Below are 20,187 nucleotides of genomic sequence, written 5' to 3'. Positions count from 1 at the left end.
CTTAACTATAAACGTAAGTGGTTCCACCTTCTATTAATTGTAAAAAACCTATCTCTTGCATTTCTTTTTTGTATGGTGGAGCTTTCGATTTTCGATTTGACGTTAAATCACGTAGCCACCTTTCTATCATTCTAGCAAAACTGTAATATGTGTTACTTTCATGATAATCAGGATAATAACATAAAAGTGCATTTGCTGTATTTAAACTTAGAATGACACCAGATAAATTTTGACCGTCCCAACGAAAAAGCTCAATATTATTCTTATCAGCAAGCATTGCGAAAGGAATTAAATTTTTTGTTGCAAATTTTAAAGTATCAATCAGGTCTAAAAGTGTAAACTCTCTAGTGTCTGCTTCTTGAAAGTCATATGGATGACCCTTTATTTTAGCAACAAGAACCGCACGTTCATCTTTATCTATTGCAACTAAATTCGGAAGCTTTATGTCTTCTATATTTGTTACCAACAGCGTAAAATGCTCCATGTTTGGGAGAACAGGAGGAGTTAGAAGTTTATACTTATGGTATATCCAATCTTGCATAAAATATTATTCGCTAACGATAAGCGTGAGTAGTTCCACCTTCTATTAATTCTAAAAATCCTATCTCTTGCAATTCTTTTACATAGGCTGGTGAATTTGACATCCAATGAGATTTTAAGTCAGATAACCAGGCTTCTATCAAACCTATGAGATAATCATCATACACAACTTTATACTTAAAATTAGGTTCGTAAAGTGAAAGTGCATCTGCTGTATTTAAAATCAAAATAGGTTCAGACAAGCTATGACCATTCCAGCGTATAAACTCAATATTGTCCTTGTCGGCAAGCATCGCAAAAGGAATAATATTTTTTGTAGCAAATTCTAAAATATCAATAAGCCTTGAAAGTGCATATTTTCTTGTATCGGCATTTTTAAAGCTGTATGGATGACCTTTTACTTCGGCAATAAGTATAACATTTTCATCTTTATCTAAAGCAATCAAGTCAGGAAGTTCTACGTCTCTTAAATTTGTTACTAACATCGCTAAGTGTTCCTTACCCTCCATGAAAGTCTCAGAGTAAGTCTCTTTTCGCATCCAGTCGTACATAATCTTAACTACTTTGATTTGTGTAAGTTGGACATTTAACTTATATGTTAAATGAAATCATGACTCTTGTGGGATGGGCATCCTTGCCCGTCCATGTTGAGGGTAGTATTGCAGTTCTATGTTAAGGGCATCTAGTCTTATACTAGTGGCGGGCAAGGATGCCCGCTCCACAAGATAGCTCTACAAGATAGGGAGTTTATTAATTTGCTTGTTCTAATAAAACTACTGCGTAAGCGCAAATTCCTTCTTCGCGTCCAACTGGGCCTAGTTTCTCGTTAGTAGTGGCTTTAATACCTATTTGTGTTGGTTCTAATTGCAACACACTTGATATTTTGTCGCGCATTTTTTCGATGTGAGGTTTTAATTTTGGACGTTCTGCTACTACTACTGAGTCGATATTGCCAATTTTCCAGCCTTTATCTTGTACTAGTTGATTTACTTGGCTTAACAAAACTAAACTATCGGCGCCTGCCCATTTTTGATCTGTTGGTGGAAAGTAATGTCCGATGTCACCCAAAGATAAGGCGCCTAACATCGCGTCCATTATTGCATGAGTTAGTACATCTGCATCACTATGTCCAAGTAAACCGAGTTCGTGATCAATTTGAACGCCACCGAGGATGAGACGGCGCCCAGTAGTTAAGCGGTGGATATCGTAGCCGTTACCAATACGAATAGACATAATGATTTTGGATTTGTCTGCGACAATGAATGGATTTTATTCGTTGTTTTGTTGTTCTTCCCAAGCTTTGAGTAGGTCGGGACGCCTAGCCTTTGTACGTTCGATTTGTTGGGAGAGGCGCCACTTAGCAATTTCCTTATGATTACCACTTAAGAGGACGCTAGGGACTTTCCATCCGCGAAAGTTGGCAGGGCGAGTATATTGAGGGTAGTCGAGGAGATTTTCCTCAAAACTCTCGTATTTGATAGATTCGACTTTGCCAACGGTTCCGGGGAGCAGGCGAGTTACACCATTGATTAATGCCATTGCCGGAATTTCACCACCGGTTAAAATGAAATCTCCAAGGGAAACCTCACGGGTAACAATTTGTTGCACTCGCTCATCGATACCCTCGTAATGTCCGCAGATGACAATAAGTTGGTCGTAGTTGATTGCTAACTCACGTAACAAAGGTTGATTGATAGTTTGTCCTTGAGGACTCATCAATATCACCTCTCTTCGGGGTAGAATCGGCAGCGACTCAACAGCGGCAAAAATCGGTTCGGGCTTCATGAGCATCCCAACACCACCACCGTAAGGTTCGTCATCAACTTTACGATGCTTATCGCTGGTAAAATCGCGCGGGTTAATCAGATTGACTTGGGCAATCTGCTTGGCTAAGGCTTTACCTAATAGTCCTGAGTTAAGAACTGAGGTAAAACAGTCTGGAAACAGCGTAACTATATCAAAGCGCACAGTAATTCGTATTCGAGGACACTATTGTTAAGTTTGAATGTTGATTGCGGATTGAGCGGTGTATGTTGTATAGAACACATCAAATCCTATCGAGTATGTCTAAAAGTGCTGTTAATGGTAGGTTCTCCGGTAACACAAAAGTTTTTCTAATTACTTAATTTATGTTTAAATATTGTCACATCTAGATTTAAATTAATAGATTAACGCTCGTTAACAACTTCGGTGGATGCTTTTGCTACCCCAGAACTAATGTGTGTCAAGACCTGCTTCAATTTAAGCAGTTTTCCCCTCCTCTTCCTTTAACCCTATCAGGGTTCAAGTCAAAGGAGCAGCAAGGAAATGTAATGTTCGCACGCGAACATTGGCAGTGGTATCGAATGGTCATTGCTCAAGCTCGATGTGAACCAGTAGTGTCCTTTTTAGATAAGAAAGCACAAGAGTAAATTTTGCTTGCGTACTTGTTTTATTCACCTGAAGTTGTTGACAGGAGATTACACAATGCGGCAATTAAAAGCTAAATGGCTGGAAATGACGACACCCCAAGCAACTAAAACCGCCGTTCTCGTAATTGGAGGCGCCGAGGATAAAGTTCATGGACGCGAAATACTGCGAACTTTCGTAGCCCGTTCTGGTGCCAACGATGGTTATATTACAATTATTCCATCTGCATCAAGAGAACCCGCGATTATCAGTGGACGCTATGTCCGCATTTTTGAAGAAATGGGTGCCTCAAAAATTGAGGTTTTGGACATTCGCGAACGCGACCAGTGTGAAGACCGCAATTTTAAGGAATCTCTGGAAAACTGTACGGGGGTTTTTTTGACGGGAGGCGACCAACTACGGTTATGCGGTGTTTTATCTGATACTTCGGCAATGGATATAATTCGGCGCCGAGTACGTTCAGGAGAATTAACGCTGGCAGGCACGAGTGCGGGGGCAGCAGTAATGGGACATCACATGATTGCTGGTGGGGGTAGTGGCGAATCTCCTAACCGTTCGTTAGTTGATATGGCTACTGGCTTAGGCTTAATTCCCGAAGTAATAGTTGACCAACATTTCCACAATCGTAATAGAATGGTACGTTTGGTGAGTGCTATTGCGTCGCACCCCGACCGCATTGGCATTGGCATCGACGAAGATACGTGCGCGATGTTTGAACGTGACGGTTGGCTACAAGTCTTAGGAAAAGGCAGCGTTACTATCGTTGATCCTACCGAAGTTACCCACACCAACGAACCCTACGTTGGCGCCACTGAACCGTTAACGATTCATAACATGCGGATGCATATCCTAAGTCATGGTGACAGATATCACCTTTACCAGCGCACTGCCCTACCCGCCAACTACAAAATTTCCAGCTGACGGAATAGTGTGTTAGGGGCTACACTGAGTTGACCGCTAATTACGACGTTGCACGAGAAAAAGTGAGAATAATACGATGTAAGAAGAAAAAACTGTTTCATAAGAACAGTGAAGCGGTCGTTCCAGTAAGAAACTAGAAATTGACTCCGAATCTCCATCTACCTATTCCCATGAGAATCCTCAAAATCCAGACCTTACGCGGTCCCAACTATTGGAGCATTCGACGCCACAAGTTGATTGTCATGCGCCTCGATTTAGAGAACCTTGCCGAGACGCCCTCGAATGAAATCCCCGGTTTTTACGAAGGATTAGTTGAGGCGCTTCCAAGTCTGGAGGGTCACTATTGTTCCCCTGGCTGTCGTGGTGGCTTCTTGATGCGAGTCAAAGAAGGTACAATGATGGGTCACATTATCGAACATGTTGCCCTAGAACTGCAAGAACTAGCCTCTATGCCTGCTGCTTTTGGGCGTACACGTGAAACTGCCACACCAGGAGTCTACCAGGTTGTTTTCGAGTACCAAAACGAGGAAGCAGGACGCTATGCAGGCAGGGCAGCAGTGCGACTGTGCCAAAGTATCGCCGACCGAGGACGCTATCCCAAAGCCGAATTAGAGCAAGATTTACAAGACTTGCGTGATTTTGCCCGTGAAAGTGCGCTTGGTCCCTCAACTGAAGCCATTGTCAAAGAAGCCGAGAAGAAAGGTATCCCCTGGATGGCTCTTGGCGCCCGTTTCTTAATTCAATTGGGCTATGGCGCGAGTGCGAAGCGCATTCAAGCGACCATGACCAACAATACGGGTATTTTGGGAGTGGAGTTAGCGTGTGACAAGGAAGCAACCAAACGTATTTTGGCTTCATCGGGAATTCCCGTTCCCAAAGGTACTGTCATCAACTTCCTTGATGATTTGGAAGAAGCTATTGAGTTTGTTGGTGGCTATCCAATTGTTCTTAAACCTTTAGACGGGAATCACGGACGCGGGATCACAATTGATATTCGCAGTTGGGACGAAGCTGAATCTGCCTATGATGCCGCGCGTCAAGTGTCTCGCTCAGTAATCGTTGAAAAATATTACGTTGGGCGTGACCACCGTGTACTAGTGGTAGACGGCAAAGTTGTAGCGGTTGCAGAACGTGTACCCGCACACGTTGTCGGTGATGGCAAATCAACAATTTCCGAACTAATAGAACAAACAAACAATGACCCTAACCGTGGTGAGGGACACGACAAAGTACTTACAAAAATAGAATTAGACCGCACAAGCTATCAATTGCTTGAACGTCAAGGTCTTACTTTAAATAGTGTTCTACCTAAAGATAGAATTTGTTATTTACGTGCTACAGCTAATTTGAGTACTGGGGGTATAGCAGTTGACCGAACTGATGAAATTCACCCAGAGAATATTTGGATAGCGCAGCGCGTTGTTAAAGCCATTGGCTTAGACGTAGCTGGTATAGATGTTGTCACTTCGGATATTAGCCGTCCTTTGCGCGAAACCGAAGGTGTAATTGTTGAGGTTAACGCTGCTCCTGGTTTCCGGATGCACATTGCTCCTTCGCACGGTACACCCCGTAACGTTGCAGGCGCCGTGGTAGATATGCTGTTTAAAAATGAACAAGCAAGTCGCGTCCCTATTCTCAGCGTCACAGGTACAAACGGCAAAACTACTACCACCCGCTTACTAGCGCATATCTTCCGCCAAACAGGAAAAGTAATTGGGTATACAACTACAGATGGAACGTATATCGGTGATTACTTAGTTGAATCAGGTGATAATACAGGACCTCAAAGCGCACAACTGATTTTACAAGACGCAACAGTACAAGTTGCTGTGTTAGAAACAGCGCGCGGAGGTATCCTTCGTTCTGGTTTAGCGTTTGAAGCTTCTAATGTGGGAGTAGTATTGAATGTTGCCGCCGACCACTTAGGTTTAGGTGATATAGATACTATCGATCAACTTGGACACCTAAAAAGCGTAGTAGCCGAAGCTATATATCCAGATGGTTATGCAGTTCTTAACGCTGATGACCCACGAGTCGCAGCAATGGCTGAAAAAACCAAGGCGAACATTGCTTACTTTACAATGAAGCCTGACTCGCAACTTGTGCGTGAGCATATCCAAAAGGGTGGAGTTGCAGCGCTATATGAGAACGGTTATATTTCGATATTAAAAGGTGACTGGACACACCGAATTGAGAAAGTCGAAAATATTCCTCTCACAATGGGTGGACGGGCGCCGTTTATGATTGCGAATGCGTTAGCAGCATCATTAGCGGCATTTGTACAAAACGTTAGTATCGAGCAAATTCGGGCAGGGTTAACGACATTCCGCGCGTCGGTAAGTCAAACACCAGGACGGATGAACTTATTTAACTTGGGTAACTACCATGCGCTCGTAGACTACGCTCACAACCCTCACAGTTATGAAGCGTTAGGTTCATTTGTTCGTAACTGGACAACAGGACAGCGAATAGGTGTAGTTGGAGGCCCTGGAGATCGACGCGACGAAGATTTTGTCATGCTCGGTAAACTTTCCGCTGACATTTTCGACCGAGTAATTATTAAAGAAGACGACGACACGCGCGGGCGCCAACGTGGTTCTGCGGCTGAGTTAATCTTGAAAGGTATCAAGCAAGTTAAACCTAACTTTACGATAGAAACCGTACTTGACGAAACTCAAGCAATTAACAAAGCACTCGACGCGGCACCAGACAATAGCTTAGTGGTAATTTTGCCCGAAAGCGTCAGTCGCGCAATTCAATTAATTAGAGCGCGCGGTGTTGTTAAAGAAGAAACACAACAAACTCAACCTACAACCGTTAGTGACTCCTCACAAGTAGGCGTCTCCTCTACAGTTGTAAATCGATTGTAGGAAAATCTCGTTGTAAGCACTTAAGTACTTCTCCCTTAAGAATTTACAACGAGCTTTTTCTACTTCTTCTCATCATCAATATCATCATCCTGAGTTGGCGCCTCCGAATTAGGATTATTCAACTCATTTTTAAACCCCCGTAGAGTTTTACCAAGCGCACTACCCAGTTCAGGAATTTTTTTCGGTCCAAACACCAATAGGGCAACAAAACCAATCACCGCCACTTCCGTCCATCCCAATCCAAACATAAGTACTACCTACAAAAATCTTCCTTAAATAACTATAATTGATCCCCCCAACCCCCCTTAGTAAGGGGGGCTATAAATTTTATTATTTTTCTGGTGGAACTTCTTGTGGAATGGGCATCCTTGCCCGTTCCGTCTTGCCTGTACACTGGATATAATTTTTTTACCACAGAGACACAGAGTTCATCTAAGGAGGGTATTAACAAGTAATATTTTTTACACAAATATATAAAATTTATTTTCATACTCTTCATTGATACTCATTTTCCTCTTCATATATTGGTCTATCAAGAGCCGAACTAAGCAATTCGGCTAACCAATTGATTTCGGCTTTATTTAAATGATTTGTATTGCTAATCAAACATTTACTAACGCCTAAATAAATTGATATTTTTTGAACATCTTTAGAATGCTTAGTCAGTATTATACTGTGTTTTACTGCGTAATAAACAATTACTTTTAATTATTCTTCATTTGGAATGTAATATACCCCATCTTCTCCTGTTAATTAATATGCTTTCGAGAATAACAGAATATAATTTGCATGATAAAATTGATAGTAGATGACCTGTAGGTCATGATATATTCTAAATTAACAGTCTAGAATGAGCAAGCTTGAAACCTAGTTAAAAAAGATTAAATCAATATGAAAATTAAGGCAGTTATTTGGCAAGAAGATGATGTATGGTGTGGTTCTGTACCTGCTTTACCCGGATGCCATACTTGGGGCAATAGTTATGAACATTTATTAGAAATGCTACAGGATGCTATTACTGGTTGGCTAGAAGTTGCTAGTGAGCAAGAGGAAATAGAACCAGAAAAACAGGTGGTTGAATTATCTCTATGAAAGCAATTTCTGGCAAGACACTGTGCAAAATAGTTGAGCGAAATGGTTGGGTGCTAAAGCGGATTACTGGCAGTCATCATATTTATACAAAAGGAGGGTTTATCTTATCTATCCCTGTTCATAGCAATAGAGATTTGCCAACAGGTACTTTGAAAAGCATTATGAATGATGCAGGGTTGACGGAAGAAGATTTATAATCTTTTGAGCTATTCAAACTCGGCGCCGCTATCAACTTTAATCATTCAAAAGATTCCTTATTAAACGATTAATTTTACGATTCCTCGCAACTACAAGCCAAGTTTGTTCTGTCTCAAATAAACCTGGCGTAGTTAGTTTTACTTCTTTTGGCTCTAAAGTTCTGTCCATGCGTCATCTGACAATGAAAATCAAGGTAGTTATTTCGCAAGAGGATGATGCATGGTGTGGTTCTGTTCCTGCTTTACCTGGATGCCATACTTGGGGCAATAGTTATGAGCATTTATTAGAAATGTTACAAGATGTTATTTCTGGCTGGTTAGAAGTAAAGAGCGAGCAAGAAACTTAACATTCGTTGTAGAAGTGTCAGCTATAAATTACTAATTATTTTACATAAATAATGTGGAGGCGGGTATAATCCAGGCGCCTCCACGTGTATATACTATTGCGATTAATGTAAATTTAATCACTTACACTTAAATTTTACTCTTGTGACTCTTCGCTACTGTCCGGCTCGGTTTGTTCTGCTTCAGGTTCAGGTTCTGCTTGGGCTACAGGTCTAACTGGTTTAGGCCCACGTGCTAATGCAGGACTAACTGGTGGTCGTGAATCATCCCCTTTCCTACCTTTACCTGATGAGCGTTTGTTGCCACGGTCGTTACGGTCATTACGGTCATTACGGTCGTTGCTGTCATTACGCTTTGAACTTCTAGGAGTTGATTCACGACGAGCCTCAAAATCTGAATCCTCTGAATCTTCATCTTTAGTAGTTCTCAGTTTAGGTATAGGTGCAGGTACAGGTGCAGCTGAAGGCTGGGGTTGCTCTTCTGTTTGAGTTTCAGCCTGAGTCTGAGTCTGAGCCTGTTCCTGTGCCTGACGTTCAGATTTCTTGATTGGACGTTCTACCATTGTTAATTTATATTAATGTAATTGTATGATACCGCGCTTTAATGATATGTAAACTCGCAGCATCACTTCCAGATGAAATAGCATCACTACGAGTTTACAAGGAGTAATGTCAAAACAACATGTGCTTTTTCCAATAGTTTCTGCGATTTTTTAATTATTAAATGTTAAAGGTTAATATTTTGATGTTACGTTTTAAACTTAGGTTTAGATGTATGAACGTTACCAACACCCATCACTCGTTATCGTAGCTTTGAAAGTCAGCTACAGTTTTTATCGTGCGAGACCTACTTTTACTTTGCTTATTTGATTTATTAAGTACAAATGTGATTTATTTTACTACATAAGCACCGAAATAAGAATGATTATATTTAATTTACATTTATTTACGTTTTAAGTTTGAAATAATCTGAAATACCTCTCTAGGAAACTGTAGTTAAAGCTACAAAATAATTAGGTAGATTATGATTCATCATATTTCGATTTCAGCTAGCAACCCTGAACGCACGGCACAAGTTTTAGCTGAGGTCATGAAAGCACAGGTTAGCCCGTTTCCACCCCATCCAGGTAGTTATTTCGTTCTACCAAAAGATAATTATGGAACGGGAATTGAAGTTTATCCCTTGGGCTCTGAGCTTTTACCGGGTGAAGGAAGTTCATCATGTCGTTTTGTAATGAACGATAACGCTTCTCAATTTACCGCTACCCATGCAGCAATTTCTGTACCTACCAGTACTGAAGAAATTGAGCAGATTGCAGAACGCGAAGGATGGCGTGCAGTACGTTGTAATAGAGATTCTTTTTTTGATGTGATCGAGTTTTGGGTAGAAAATCGACTAATGATCGAATTTTTGACACCAGAAATGGCATCTCAATATTTATCGTTCATAACAAATCCAGAAATAATCAAGTCATTTATGGAGGCGCCTGCACTAGCATAAGTGGTATTGATTTAAGATGAGCCATGTAACGGCTTGCCTTTGATTAATCCAAAACCCTTATGAAATATAACCAACTGGGTGACAGCAACCTCAAAGTTTCTGAAATTTGCCTTGGCACAATGACCTTTGGGCAGCAGAACACGTTAGAAGAAGCGCATCAGCAGTTAGACGAAGCTGTTTCATCTTACGGTGTCAACTTCATCGATACTGCTGAGATGTACCCAGTTCCACCTCGGAAAGAAACTTACGGTAAGACAGAAACCTATATTGGGGAGTGGTTAAAAAATCAGCAACGTGACAAACTCGTTATTGCTACAAAAATGGTCGGCATCGGACGACGTTTTAAGTGGGTGCGCGATGGTAAACTTGGTGTAGACCGTAAAAATATTACCGAGGCAATTGAAGCTAGTCTTAAAAGGCTACAAACTGATTACATCGACCTTTATCAAATTCACTGGCCTGACCGTTATGTTCCCACATTCGGGCAAACTGTCTTTGATTATAAACAAGAACGCGCGACAACCCCAATTGTTGAACAGCTAGAAGTCTTCGCGGAAATGATTAAACAAGGTAAAATACGTTCTGTCGGTTTGAGTAACGAAACGCCGTGGGGAGTATGCGAGTTTAGTCATATAGCCAAGCAACTGAATTTACCCAAAGTAATTTCAATACAAAACGCCTATAATTTGATCAATCGTGTGTTTGACTCAGCACTAGCCGAAGCATGTTATCGCGAAAATATTGGATTACTTGCATATAGTCCCCTTGGTTTTGGCATGTTATCGGGTAAATATATAAATAGCAAACCTGAAAAATCTCGTCTTGCCTTATTTGAAGGTTTTGGACAGCGCTATATAAAACCAAATGTCAAAGAAGCGGTAAGAGAATATATAAAGATAGCCAAAAAATATAACTTAACTCCAGTCAACTTAGCATTAGCTTTTGTACGTAGTCGCTGGTTTGTTAGCAGTACTATTGTAGGCGCCACTACATTAAAACAGCTTCAAGAAAATCTAGCAAGCGTCGATACTAATTTAACTCCAGAAATCTTAGCAGAAATCGATGCCATTCATACTCGTTTCCCAAATCCGGCGCCGTAACTATAGCATAGGCGTCAAAAGCCTGTGCTTTAAGTGTCCTGTTAAATTAATTTATAATGTAAAGATAATTACCACAGAGACACAGAGTACATAGAGAGGGGTTATGTGGAGATTAAAATTGGCACCCTAGTTACACACTCATAAATTTAATGTGATGCTAATGAACTAATAACAGCCCACTTTGAAACAGGCTTTCAACAGTTTCTTTATCTCTAAGGACTACACCTAACTCGTCCCTATAAGTTAAACTAGGGTCAGCTCTAAAGGATAAAAAGTTAAAGCTTGTTATTACGCCAAACTTATTATCACAAACTATAGTTTTACGGTGAGTATTATTAACTTTTTTAAAAATGAAGTTTTGGTATTTATTAGCTAAATCTTCCAGTTTTTTTACTGCCGCAGTATCATTTTGTTGACCCACGCCAAATTTTTGCTTGATACCATACAAAATATGAACTTCAATTTTTTTAGCTAAAGCAGCTTCTAACAATGGCAAAAACTCATGATCAATTACATTAGCACGTATCCACGGTGAAACTATCATTACTCTTGTTTTAGCTTCTTTCAAAGCTTTAAATAAATAGTCTCTATGCTCAGATGTATGAATGATTTCTGAAATTTTACTTTGTGTTTTAATTTCATTTAGCTCTTGTGTTAAAACTTTCCGTTGTTCATTTATTGACTGACTTGCGCTTTCAGGGAACGATTCCGTATCGCTCAATACGCTGATTTTTGTGCTAAGTTTTTCAACACTGTTAATAGTTTTTTTACTTATACCTTTTATCAGTAAAGTGTCTACTTCAATTTCTACTTTTTGCTCATCTGTATTTGTATCATATTCGAGAATATTGTTAAGCACCTTTTTCCCTTGAGCGTAAAGTTGTTCTATAGACTTTTTATAAGTTATATCAATGTTACCTCTTGAAAAAGTCTCGTATTCAACTTCGCTGTCATCTGGAGTACTTTTATAAAAAACAATAATAATTTCATGTAATTTTTTGTAAACTTTTTCGATGTTATTAACTTGAATCAACTGAAGCTTACTTGAATTATCAAACTTTTTAAGACTCTTTTCTATTTCTTCGTAGTAATCAACAACATCTTCTACTCGTCCTTTTCTTGGTTTAGCAAAAATTGCTGTCAGGCAATTTGAATTACCTTTCTTTATCGAGTTATATTGAAAATAATCATGAAATTTGCCATTTAAGGCATCAATATGAAAAGTTTTTGTTTCCGAAGATAAATCTAATACTGTTTGTGTTTCAAGAGTATCTAATCCCAATTCTGTAACTTTTAAACTTTCTTGTTTTGCTACTAATCCTTTTGATATCAATCCTGATAATACAATTTCTACAAAATGCTCATCAACTCCTAAAAACTTAGCAATCATACTTTTTTCGTTTAAATTGAGTGTAAGGCATTTTAATACAAACTCTTCCTGTAGTTCTAAGTTTCTGTTTGATGAGTAAGTTAAATCAAGCATTACCGTATAAAATGGATAGCCAACCTCTTTATAATCAATAGCAATGGCTTCGGGCTTTGAATGATATTTTCTAATTTTTTTCTCAAAATCTGCTAACGGATTGTTCATAAGTTAAAATTCTGTGTGTAACTATGTAAAATTTAACCAATAAGTAGATGAAGTAGAGAAACAAAAATTACTTTTCTACGGAATAAAATCTTTGGAAACAAGCCTTGAACAACCGTTTGACTGACTATCAATGTATTCAATTAATGGTTTGAAGGGATTCTGTATACCAAGTGGAGTTCTACCTTCATACGCCATTAAATCATTACCGACTATAATTAATAACTGTTTCGCACGAGATAATGCCACGTTTAATCGTCTATAGTCAGATGTAAATCCTAATTTCCTTTTTTTATTGCTTCTTACTAAGTCGTATATGATGATGTCGCATTCTCCACCTTGAAAAGCATCAACAGTATGTACTTCAATGTTTAAATTTTTCCAAAGATTTTTGTCTTTAGGAGCAATGGCTGCTTCAAGGGCGCCTATCTGGGAGCTATAACCAGCTATAACACCTACCTCTTGCGTTAAATTATTAGATTCACAGTCGGATTCAATTTTATCTAAAATATTTTTAATTAATTCGGCTTCGTAGCGGTTACTATAACTGCTGCCGTTTTCTCTTTCTTGCGCTTTTTCGGGTGCGTCACTTGTTGATATCCAATAAACTCTTTTATCGAATATAGTTAATTTATGCTGTTTGTTATCTAAGTCAACGCGCTCACTAGAAATAATTTCTTCATAAAATAGCTTGCTTATCAGATTTCCAATATCAGGATGCATTCGATACTGATAGTTGAGTGTTAATTTGTTAGTTTTAGGAAGATTCTCGTAAAGATATTCAAACAAACTTGTTTCCAAAACTTTCCTTTCAATTTCTTGCTCGTTTAATACTCGGTCTTGCAACTCTTTATCAATAATTGGTGGTAACTGTTTATGGTCGCCGACTAATATGATTTTCTTGCCTTTTGACATTGGGACAAATGTTTCTGGTCCAGTAGAACGTCCTGCTTCGTCAATAATAACCCAATCGAATGTCAAATCTTGTTTGAGATTGGCGACACCTAAACAAGTGGCACCTATTACATTAACTCCATCCATAAAAATAGGTACTAAATCTACTTGCTTACGCCTCAGCCTATCGTTCCAATCTTCTTTAAGTTTTTTAAGCTTTAAAAAGTTTTCGTAGTTTTGATTACTATCACCTAATATATCTCGTAATCTTTCATACTCTTCATTGATCCATTGCGAAAGTAGCTTTTGGTAAGGATACTCCATAGCAAATTTTTCAACGTATTTTTTAATACAGCCTAATATTTTTTCCTCTAATAATAATTTATCATATATCATCTCACAAACATTATCGGCAACTTGCTGAGATGATGTATTAACTTGAGATATGACTAAATCGGAATTAAAGCCATTCGCAGCTTGGCTAATCTGTTCGACTAAATGCCGTAGTTGCTGACTCATTTCCTTGAATGACTCTATCTCAGATATTTTTTTTACTCCCAACAATACTTCACTGTTTTGCTGCTCATAATCTTCCCAGTAAAATAATGAATTAGTTCGTATCGATTCTTGCCAGTTTATAATTGCTTTTTCAATTTCAAATTGCTTGGCATATGACTCAATTTTTTCTTCTCTTCCTATCCGTAATATTTTAATAGGTTTTTGATTAACTTGAAGATTTGAGAGCTTTTTTAAAACGTTATCAACAGCTATATTAGATTGAGAAGAAATTAAAATTTTATTACTAGGGTATCTTTTAATTATTTGTAAAATAATCTCAGTAATTACAGAAGTTTTACCAGTACCTGGCGGACCTTGAATTAAAAATATGTCTTCAGTTGCTAATGCTTTGCATATAGCATCCTTCTGTGAATTGTCTAAGTTTTTATTAAAAAGCTCGCTATTATTTATTGATAAAGGCTCGATTGCTTGTACATTGGCAGGGTCAGCAATAACTTTGCTCAAAGATGTATTTTCTGAGTCTCCATATCTAATAGCCCTTAATGCTTTACGTCTACGTTCAATTTCGGATTCGTGTACTTTTAAATCAGTCTCGATTTTGCCAGGTTCTACTATTGATTCAAATATATCAGGGTTGTAAAAATCTCCGATACTTACATGCAATTGTTCAACTAACTCTCCATTGTTTGATGTTTTTCCATCAATGATTTTGCCAACAGACCATTGATCTTCGCGATAAGGTGGTTTTTGTTTTTTAATAGAAATAGTTACAGGTAATGGAGGAGTAGTTATACTTTCATATGTCTCTAAATTAATGGTATTTTTTAATGTGATAATTAATAGTTGCTTTTCATTATCATACTTAGCTGTTGTGTAAGCAAAACTTTGCTTTCTTTCTTCAATTATCTTTTTTTCTACATCTATAACGCTTTGCCATCTAGTAAACGTTGCATCTACTCCCTTATTGATTTGTATTTCATTGTTAATCTGTTGCTCTTGCTGCAAAATTTTATTTACTAAGTCACTTAAATTATCTCCTTTCCTAGGATTACCAGCTACCTCTACAACTGGGTCAATTTTTACTGCAAGCCCATTTTCAAATAATCTTTCTGCTTCTTGAGGATTGACAAAACTGACTTCATCATATAAAACAATTTCTTTAGGGCTATCTGAGTTAATAAAACCACGATAAGTATAAGATGTGGTATCTATACCAATTTGGACAGTAAGTCTGTTTGGATGTTCTTCCTTACCTTTAATTTTAATTATATGTATAGTGCCTGAATTACTTTTGAGTTTTGATTCTACATCCCTTTTGATTCTCAAAGGTTGTCCATCAAAGTTATTTAAGCTTGATATTTTGCTTTTGAGTCCAGAAGTCAAAGAGAATATAATAGATAATTTATCAGATAAATTATCTTTGACATCACCAAGAGCTTTTCTAATATTATCAATTTTTGGCCGATCACGAACATCACTAGTGGCTTGCTTTAGCACATCAACTAAAGATGCTCCCAAAATTTCAATAGAATTTAAACTATTAAAAGCAGAGCTATAGAGAATCTCCTTATTACACTGGCTTCTAAAATCATCTCTAGCTTCATCCGTAGATAGTAAGTATAAAAAAGTCATTCCTAAAGAAAATATGTCAGATTCTCTGGAAACTCCTTTTAACTGAATTTGCTCAGGCGCCGCAAATAATGGAGTATAGTAGCTTCTTATAGTATTAGTTAAAATAGTAGTTGTAATAATAGAGATACCAAAATCCAGAATTTTAGCTACTGGTTGTTCATCGTCATCAATAACCATGATATTCTCTGGCTTGATATCCCGATGAATTACATCTTTAGAGTGAGCATGGCTAACAGCGTCAATAATTTGTAAAAATAAATTTATTTTCGTTTTTAAGTCTACTCCACGGCGAAAATAATCTTTGATGTTTTCACCATCTAAATACTCTAAAGCTAAATAAACAAGATTAAGACTAGTATCATAACCGCCATCAATAAACTTAACGATACTTGGATGATTTAAACGTTTGAGAGTTTGAGTTTCTCTGTCTAGTAATTTCAGTGCATTACTATCATCAGTGGAAATAGTCTTAATAGCATATAAATTTGTACTTGAAGAAGTTTTCTTTGCGAGATATACAGTTGCGCTTCCTCCCCGTCCAATTTCGCTTCTTATAATATACTTCCCACCAACTATCTCGTTAATTATTCCAGAAGACATATATCAACCTTTGGATTTAACCTTTCCTTATTTAGTAGCACAAATTAACTAGTAGCAACTTAATAACATACTAATTTAGTTTTAACTTAGTTTTTTTTAAACTGCTAGTGTGAAAATATACGGAAGAGACTTGATGGTGTATTAGTGCATCCACGTAGATAAAACGGGTAAACCTTAAATAAAGAGGTTTTCTCGTTATAAATACTCCTGAGTATAACTCTAGAATGAGCATCAATAAATGTTTCGGCTAAAATAAGGCTATTTTTTCTCGAAATTTATGGATAGTGTTATTTATTTGATTTGCCAGAGAATAATAGTAGGTTTATTTATAGAAAGATTCTCAATAACTCTGTTTATTAATCTAAAATCTAAAACACTGGTATAGTGCGATCAGGCCATTAAATTGTAATAATTTTCAAATTTGTTGTGGCATCACACACCCTACGGTACTGTTGCTGCGTCTACTACAACAATCCCTTCTGATGCATAACGAGTAAAATCTCTTGCATTAAATGTTAAAATATGCGTTACACTGTTAGCTTTCATACAAGCTACGATACGAGCATCATGTACTTGAACACCCGATACGCCAAACGTTGCCACAAGTCAGCGCCATTCAGGGTAAACAGCAAGTGAATCTGGTATTAATGGAAACAAAAGTTCTATTAGTAGTAGCATTTGTTCTGCATCTTTTGGTGTCAAGCCTAACCCATTTTTTGCTGTAGGTCTTGTGGCTACATTCCACAATTCTATACAGTTTTGAGGTGTCGTTATTAATTCATCATGATTAGCTCTAAGTTTTTTTCTAGCAGTGCGTATAACTAAATTTAGTGAACTACTACGGTCTACAAAGCGTAGTAAAAAGTTTGTGTCAACAAGATATATCACAATTAGGGATGATCCTCGTAGATGCTTTCACGACTTACAGCATAATCGGAAAGTGTTGGTATTGATCCATTACGCTGTTCAATCTGATCAAGAAAACTATCTAAGTCAGCTTCTAACTTGTCTTCATCTTCAAACTTATTACCGTTGCTGGTTTTACTTAATAACGCTTCTACTGTAGGCGCCAATGCATCAGCTAGCAGTTGTCGAACACCAGATGCATCTTGACGTGCGATACTTTCTTGAAGCTTTTGTTCTAATTCGGGTGTTAATTGCAGTGTTATGGTAGTCATTTTTATCAAATGAGGATTAATGAGCGTTTTGTTATTATATTTAGACTAACATCACAAAAATCTCTTACTCTGTACAGACGCGATATATCGCGTCTCTACATGTTTCTGTGGTTAAAAATCTCTTGGCAAAGCTTCGCGCGCTTGTAGCCACTCTTTTGGTATAGCATCGGCGCCTACAGAACATGCTACAATTCCACCAACAATTGCACAAGTTGTATCTCTATCCCCTAACCCTCTGACAGTAGTCCAAAGTGCCTCTGTATAATTATTGAGGTGTTGTGCAGCACACCACAAAGCAAAAGGTACTGTATCTTGTGCTGAAACTTTAGTACCATTACCAAGAATTGCAGCAGCATTTTCTACAGATATATTCTGACTCAATTGAGCCGCGCGCTGAATTTTAGATTTGACTTCGCTCTCAGGAGTGTAATTAATAATTTGGTTAAAAAACTGCTGTTTTGTAGGTATATTAGAAGCAATACCAGCACCTACTGCAACTGCTACCGCACCAGCTATAGCTTCGGGGTGTGCGTGAGTAATTTCTGCGCTTTTGATTGCTTGCTCAACTAACAAATTTATATCATACGCAAAGTACGCTCCTAAAGGCGCCACTCGCATTGCAGCACCATTACCATATGAACCTTGTCCATCAAATAAACTTGTAGCTAACTGGCGCCAGTCTTCTTTATAATCACGAATATCTGTAAGTAAACGATTCATTGCAGGTCCATAACCACGTTCTACATCATAAAGTTCGGCAAAGCTTTTTGCTAACTCATCTTGATTAATTTCTTGGTATTGCTGCAATATATAAACAATTGATAATGCCATTTGAGTATCATCGGTGTAATTCCACACCCCACTTGGCAACGCGCGTAAATTGATTAAATTATCTGCTACATCCGGATGCACAAAGAATTTTTCCCCAAAAGCATCCCCAACTGATAAACCTTGTAATGAAATTATCGCGCGGGTCAAACACGCTTCTTTGGTAGATTCCATAATTAATTATATAAATACTTCCCAAGTTTTAAATGTAGTACCTAACAACTGGTCTAAATTAGCCAAAGCATTCAAATATCTCAGACTTACTTCTACTTCCTTATTTTGCACGACTGCCAATTCATTTATTCTACCAGTCAACTCCGATTCAGAACCTTTGCCAAGTTTATACTTTTCTTCTTCCACACTAAGTTGCTGTTCTAATAATTTGACAGTTTGTCTGGCGCCTTCTACCTGTGAGTAAATAGAATTAATATAGTATATACTGTTTTTCAGTTGCGTATCTAATTGAAATGTTGCATTTTTAAGTGTCTCAGCTTTTACTTGTTTGTCTTTATCCACAAGTTGACTTATTTCAAAGCTAAACCTATTACGCAAATAATTTGGTTGATAAGCAAGTGCGATTTTTCGTAAATTCTCTAATTCTAAAGATACTGGTTGAATAACAGGAATTTCACTCGCTGTTATTTGTTTATTATCTATTTCTAAAATAGACGCTAATTCTAAACGTCTAGCTTTTACTTCATTTTCGGCAACTAATACAGGAATACAATATTTTCCTACTGCCGTACTCTTTAACCTTTCAGCATTATTCAATGATAATTCAGCTATTTTTACTTTCGCTTGCGCTTGAAGTAATTTATTGTACGTCAAAACTACATTTGTAATTTTGCTGTTCAATGCGTTTCTTGAGTCTTGCCTATTAATCAGTTCATTTAAACGCGCGATTTTTTTATCTACATCTAAAGTTAAAGATAATTTTATATCTAATTGCTTAGATTGATTAATATTACTTACATTATTCCATTTGTACGTTGGTTTTAATATATTTGATTGTGTTTTAATATTTACTAAGTAAGCTTTTTTCTCGGCATCCTTAGCTAAAGCCAAATATACAGCATCTCCAAGTCTAATTGAAATTTTTTGAACTGAATTTGAAGGAGCTATATTATTTTGACGAGGTAAGGAAACAGATGGTGACGATGGACTATAAAGTTCGTATGTACCTGGAAATATTCCAGAATGAATGGTTTGAGTTTTTACTGTAGGAGGATTTACTTGTTGTATTGTTGGTATATCAGTTTTATTTGTATTCAACGAAGCTAATTTGTCTAATTTATAGGGCTTTATATCAGAACTGATATAAGGATAATCGTCTTCTTGTGCATTTAAATTGTGAAAAGGGTTAGGGGGTAAACAAGCAAATACCTGACATTGTTGACTTTCCCCACTGGGAACAGGAAGTAGTTTTAGTTGAAAGTTAGGTTGATCAAACTTTGCCGATATCCCTGGTTCATATATTTTAATAGATAAATTAAATGGTTCTTTGGCAGGTTGACTTGTTTTTTGAGTAGATCGTGAAGGTTGACTAGGTACAATTGCTTGTATAGTACCAACAGTTGCAACAACAAAGGCGATACTATTTAAACTCAAGTACCATATTGAAGTGAGCGAATATTGTTGTTTCATTTCCCCTCCTTCTTCCTTTACACCTTTCCCTCTTCTCTAACTTCCTTCAATACATCATCTATTGGACAATCTTTGTCATCAAAACTTAACGAAACTTCATATCGAGATAATGGGAAGGGTTCTAAGAGTTTGCCTTTTTCGTGACTTTCGAGGCGCCACCAAAGCGTTTGAACGGCGAGTTGTCTGGTATTATCGAATTCAAAGGTGATTTCGGCAAGATTGTTAACACCGACGACTTCTTTACCATGTCCCCATATTCCTTTGTATTCATGATGGTTTTTTGCCATCGCTAAATACTCATTTAAAGGTTTTACGCGGTCTTGTCGAGGT

At 37.7% G+C, this 20,187-nt stretch carries 20 protein-coding genes and 1 pseudogene; 7 read left to right on the top strand and 14 right to left on the bottom strand.

Annotated elements, in window-relative coordinates; translation table 11 throughout:
• Position 1 precedes the first annotated feature (1 nt).
• The 4 genes from AC2JBO_RS17805 to trmD all read right to left on the bottom strand — a co-directional run bounded on the left by AC2JBO_RS17805 (position 2) and on the right by trmD (position 2,508).
• Positions 2 to 541 carry a hypothetical protein gene (locus AC2JBO_RS17805; RefSeq protein WP_496954984.1) on the bottom strand — a complete coding sequence of 180 codons (540 nt, stop codon included), beginning with the start codon at positions 539 to 541 and terminating at the stop codon, positions 2 to 4.
• A gap of 13 nt (positions 542 to 554) precedes the next feature.
• Positions 555 to 1,049: a hypothetical protein gene (locus tag AC2JBO_RS17800; protein WP_496954983.1), complete on the bottom strand. Its 495-nt coding sequence runs from the start codon at positions 1,047 to 1,049 to the stop codon at positions 555 to 557.
• 241 nt (positions 1,050 to 1,290) lie between these two features.
• The gene (ispF, locus tag AC2JBO_RS17795) at positions 1,291 to 1,773 is read right to left on the bottom strand and encodes a 2-C-methyl-D-erythritol 2,4-cyclodiphosphate synthase (protein WP_496954982.1); all 483 of its coding nucleotides are present in this window, start codon (positions 1,771 to 1,773) and stop codon (positions 1,291 to 1,293) included.
• Between the two features lie 36 nt (positions 1,774 to 1,809).
• The gene (gene trmD, locus AC2JBO_RS17790) at positions 1,810 to 2,508 is read right to left on the bottom strand and encodes a tRNA (guanosine(37)-N1)-methyltransferase TrmD (RefSeq protein WP_496954981.1); all 699 of its coding nucleotides are present in this window, start codon (positions 2,506 to 2,508) and stop codon (positions 1,810 to 1,812) included.
• A 498-nt stretch (positions 2,509 to 3,006) separates the two neighbouring features.
• On the opposite strand from trmD, the gene AC2JBO_RS17785 reads away from it, so the two are divergent.
• Both AC2JBO_RS17785 and cphA read left to right on the top strand, forming a co-directional pair.
• Positions 3,007 to 3,870 (top strand): cyanophycinase, encoded by an 864-nt coding sequence (locus AC2JBO_RS17785; RefSeq protein ID WP_496954980.1) that lies wholly within the window; start codon positions 3,007 to 3,009, stop codon positions 3,868 to 3,870.
• 170 nt (positions 3,871 to 4,040) lie between these two features.
• On the top strand, positions 4,041 to 6,740 hold the full coding sequence (gene cphA / locus AC2JBO_RS17780) for a cyanophycin synthetase (RefSeq protein WP_496955002.1): 2,700 nt from the start codon (positions 4,041 to 4,043) through the stop codon (positions 6,738 to 6,740).
• A 59-nt stretch (positions 6,741 to 6,799) separates the two neighbouring features.
• On the opposite strand, the gene tatA is transcribed toward cphA, so the two are convergent.
• Positions 6,800 to 6,988 (bottom strand): twin-arginine translocase TatA/TatE family subunit, encoded by a 189-nt coding sequence (gene tatA, locus AC2JBO_RS17775; protein ID WP_496954979.1) that lies wholly within the window; start codon positions 6,986 to 6,988, stop codon positions 6,800 to 6,802.
• 643 nt (positions 6,989 to 7,631) lie between these two features.
• Between tatA and AC2JBO_RS17770 the strand changes: the two genes are divergently transcribed.
• The 3 genes from AC2JBO_RS17770 (at position 7,632) to AC2JBO_RS17760 (ending at position 8,376) form a co-directional block, all read left to right on the top strand.
• Positions 7,632 to 7,832: a type II toxin-antitoxin system HicB family antitoxin gene (locus AC2JBO_RS17770; RefSeq protein WP_496954978.1), complete on the top strand. Its 201-nt coding sequence runs from the start codon at positions 7,632 to 7,634 to the stop codon at positions 7,830 to 7,832.
• Complete coding sequence (locus tag AC2JBO_RS17765; RefSeq protein ID WP_496954977.1) at positions 7,829 to 8,029, top strand: type II toxin-antitoxin system HicA family toxin; 201 nt, start codon at positions 7,829 to 7,831, stop codon at positions 8,027 to 8,029. Before AC2JBO_RS17770 ends, AC2JBO_RS17765 begins: the two co-directional genes overlap by 4 nt.
• A gap of 182 nt (positions 8,030 to 8,211) precedes the next feature.
• Entirely contained in the window at positions 8,212 to 8,376 is a 165-nt protein-coding gene (locus AC2JBO_RS17760; protein WP_496954976.1) for a type II toxin-antitoxin system HicB family antitoxin, read from the top strand.
• A gap of 134 nt (positions 8,377 to 8,510) precedes the next feature.
• Here the strand turns inward: AC2JBO_RS17760 and AC2JBO_RS17755 are convergent, their stop codons facing one another.
• Positions 8,511 to 8,936 carry a hypothetical protein gene (locus AC2JBO_RS17755; RefSeq protein WP_496954975.1) on the bottom strand — a complete coding sequence of 142 codons (426 nt, stop codon included), beginning with the start codon at positions 8,934 to 8,936 and terminating at the stop codon, positions 8,511 to 8,513.
• 461 nt (positions 8,937 to 9,397) lie between these two features.
• Between AC2JBO_RS17755 and AC2JBO_RS17750 the strand changes: the two genes are divergently transcribed.
• On the top strand, positions 9,398 to 9,874 hold the full coding sequence (locus tag AC2JBO_RS17750) for a hypothetical protein (RefSeq protein ID WP_496954974.1): 477 nt from the start codon (positions 9,398 to 9,400) through the stop codon (positions 9,872 to 9,874).
• Positions 9,875 to 9,933: 59 nt separating this feature from the next.
• The gene (locus AC2JBO_RS17745) at positions 9,934 to 10,974 is read left to right on the top strand and encodes an aldo/keto reductase (RefSeq protein WP_496954973.1); all 1,041 of its coding nucleotides are present in this window, start codon (positions 9,934 to 9,936) and stop codon (positions 10,972 to 10,974) included.
• A 157-nt stretch (positions 10,975 to 11,131) separates the two neighbouring features.
• Here the strand turns inward: AC2JBO_RS17745 and AC2JBO_RS17740 are convergent, their stop codons facing one another.
• The 8 genes and pseudogenes from AC2JBO_RS17740 to AC2JBO_RS17705 all read right to left on the bottom strand — a co-directional run.
• Positions 11,132 to 12,565 carry a phospholipase D-like domain-containing protein gene (locus tag AC2JBO_RS17740; RefSeq protein ID WP_496954972.1) on the bottom strand — a complete coding sequence of 478 codons (1,434 nt, stop codon included), beginning with the start codon at positions 12,563 to 12,565 and terminating at the stop codon, positions 11,132 to 11,134.
• Positions 12,566 to 12,640: 75 nt separating this feature from the next.
• Positions 12,641 to 16,207: an AAA domain-containing protein gene (locus tag AC2JBO_RS17735; RefSeq protein WP_496954971.1), complete on the bottom strand. Its 3,567-nt coding sequence runs from the start codon at positions 16,205 to 16,207 to the stop codon at positions 12,641 to 12,643.
• Between the two features lie 441 nt (positions 16,208 to 16,648).
• Positions 16,649 to 16,810, bottom strand: coding sequence for a hypothetical protein (locus AC2JBO_RS17730; RefSeq protein WP_496954970.1), 162 nt, complete (start codon positions 16,808 to 16,810; stop codon positions 16,649 to 16,651).
• Between the two features lie 3 nt (positions 16,811 to 16,813).
• A complete protein-coding gene (locus AC2JBO_RS17725; protein WP_496954969.1) occupies positions 16,814 to 17,095 on the bottom strand; it encodes a type II toxin-antitoxin system VapC family toxin in 282 nt (93 codons plus the stop codon).
• A 2-nt stretch (positions 17,096 to 17,097) separates the two neighbouring features.
• A complete protein-coding gene (locus tag AC2JBO_RS17720; protein WP_496954968.1) occupies positions 17,098 to 17,385 on the bottom strand; it encodes a hypothetical protein in 288 nt (95 codons plus the stop codon).
• 111 nt (positions 17,386 to 17,496) lie between these two features.
• The gene (locus AC2JBO_RS17715) at positions 17,497 to 18,387 is read right to left on the bottom strand and encodes an ADP-ribosylglycohydrolase family protein (protein WP_496954967.1); all 891 of its coding nucleotides are present in this window, start codon (positions 18,385 to 18,387) and stop codon (positions 17,497 to 17,499) included.
• Between the two features lie 6 nt (positions 18,388 to 18,393).
• Positions 18,394 to 19,857, bottom strand: a complete 1,464-nt coding sequence (locus AC2JBO_RS17710; RefSeq protein WP_496954966.1) for a TolC family protein — start codon at positions 19,855 to 19,857, stop codon at positions 18,394 to 18,396.
• A 17-nt stretch (positions 19,858 to 19,874) separates the two neighbouring features.
• A pseudogene (locus tag AC2JBO_RS17705) lies at positions 19,875 to 20,187 on the bottom strand (hypothetical protein); the annotation flags it as partial.

The sequence above is a fragment of the Calothrix sp. CBUCES-K 9914 genome (assembly GCF_059640475.1).
Note: the sequence above shows the minus strand (reverse complement) of the source record. Positions and strands in the feature narration are given on the sequence as shown.

Bases quoted from the DNA above. Each gene is read 5' to 3' on its own strand.
- AC2JBO_RS17805 (WP_496954984.1), bottom strand. From the start codon at position 541: ATGCAAGATTGGATATACCATAAGTATAAACTTCTAACTCCTCCTGTT.
- AC2JBO_RS17800 (WP_496954983.1), bottom strand. From the start codon at position 1,049: ATGGAGGGTAAGGAACACTTAGCGATGTTAGTAACAAATTTAAGAGAC.
- ispF (WP_496954982.1), bottom strand. From the start codon at position 1,773: ATGTCTATTCGTATTGGTAACGGCTACGATATCCACCGCTTAACTACT.
- AC2JBO_RS17785 (WP_496954980.1), top strand. From the start codon at position 3,007: ATGCGGCAATTAAAAGCTAAATGGCTGGAAATGACGACACCCCAAGCA.
- cphA (WP_496955002.1), top strand. From the start codon at position 4,041: ATGAGAATCCTCAAAATCCAGACCTTACGCGGTCCCAACTATTGGAGC.
- tatA (WP_496954979.1), bottom strand. From the start codon at position 6,988: ATGTTTGGATTGGGATGGACGGAAGTGGCGGTGATTGGTTTTGTTGCC.
- AC2JBO_RS17770 (WP_496954978.1), top strand. From the start codon at position 7,632: ATGAAAATTAAGGCAGTTATTTGGCAAGAAGATGATGTATGGTGTGGT.
- AC2JBO_RS17765 (WP_496954977.1), top strand. From the start codon at position 7,829: ATGAAAGCAATTTCTGGCAAGACACTGTGCAAAATAGTTGAGCGAAAT.
- AC2JBO_RS17760 (WP_496954976.1), top strand. From the start codon at position 8,212: ATGAAAATCAAGGTAGTTATTTCGCAAGAGGATGATGCATGGTGTGGT.
- AC2JBO_RS17755 (WP_496954975.1), bottom strand. From the start codon at position 8,936: ATGGTAGAACGTCCAATCAAGAAATCTGAACGTCAGGCACAGGAACAG.
- AC2JBO_RS17750 (WP_496954974.1), top strand. From the start codon at position 9,398: ATGATTCATCATATTTCGATTTCAGCTAGCAACCCTGAACGCACGGCA.
- AC2JBO_RS17745 (WP_496954973.1), top strand. From the start codon at position 9,934: ATGAAATATAACCAACTGGGTGACAGCAACCTCAAAGTTTCTGAAATT.
- AC2JBO_RS17740 (WP_496954972.1), bottom strand. From the start codon at position 12,565: ATGAACAATCCGTTAGCAGATTTTGAGAAAAAAATTAGAAAATATCAT.
- AC2JBO_RS17735 (WP_496954971.1), bottom strand. From the start codon at position 16,207: ATGTCTTCTGGAATAATTAACGAGATAGTTGGTGGGAAGTATATTATA.
- AC2JBO_RS17720 (WP_496954968.1), bottom strand. From the start codon at position 17,385: ATGACTACCATAACACTGCAATTAACACCCGAATTAGAACAAAAGCTT.
- AC2JBO_RS17715 (WP_496954967.1), bottom strand. From the start codon at position 18,387: ATGGAATCTACCAAAGAAGCGTGTTTGACCCGCGCGATAATTTCATTA.
- AC2JBO_RS17710 (WP_496954966.1), bottom strand. From the start codon at position 19,857: ATGAAACAACAATATTCGCTCACTTCAATATGGTACTTGAGTTTAAAT.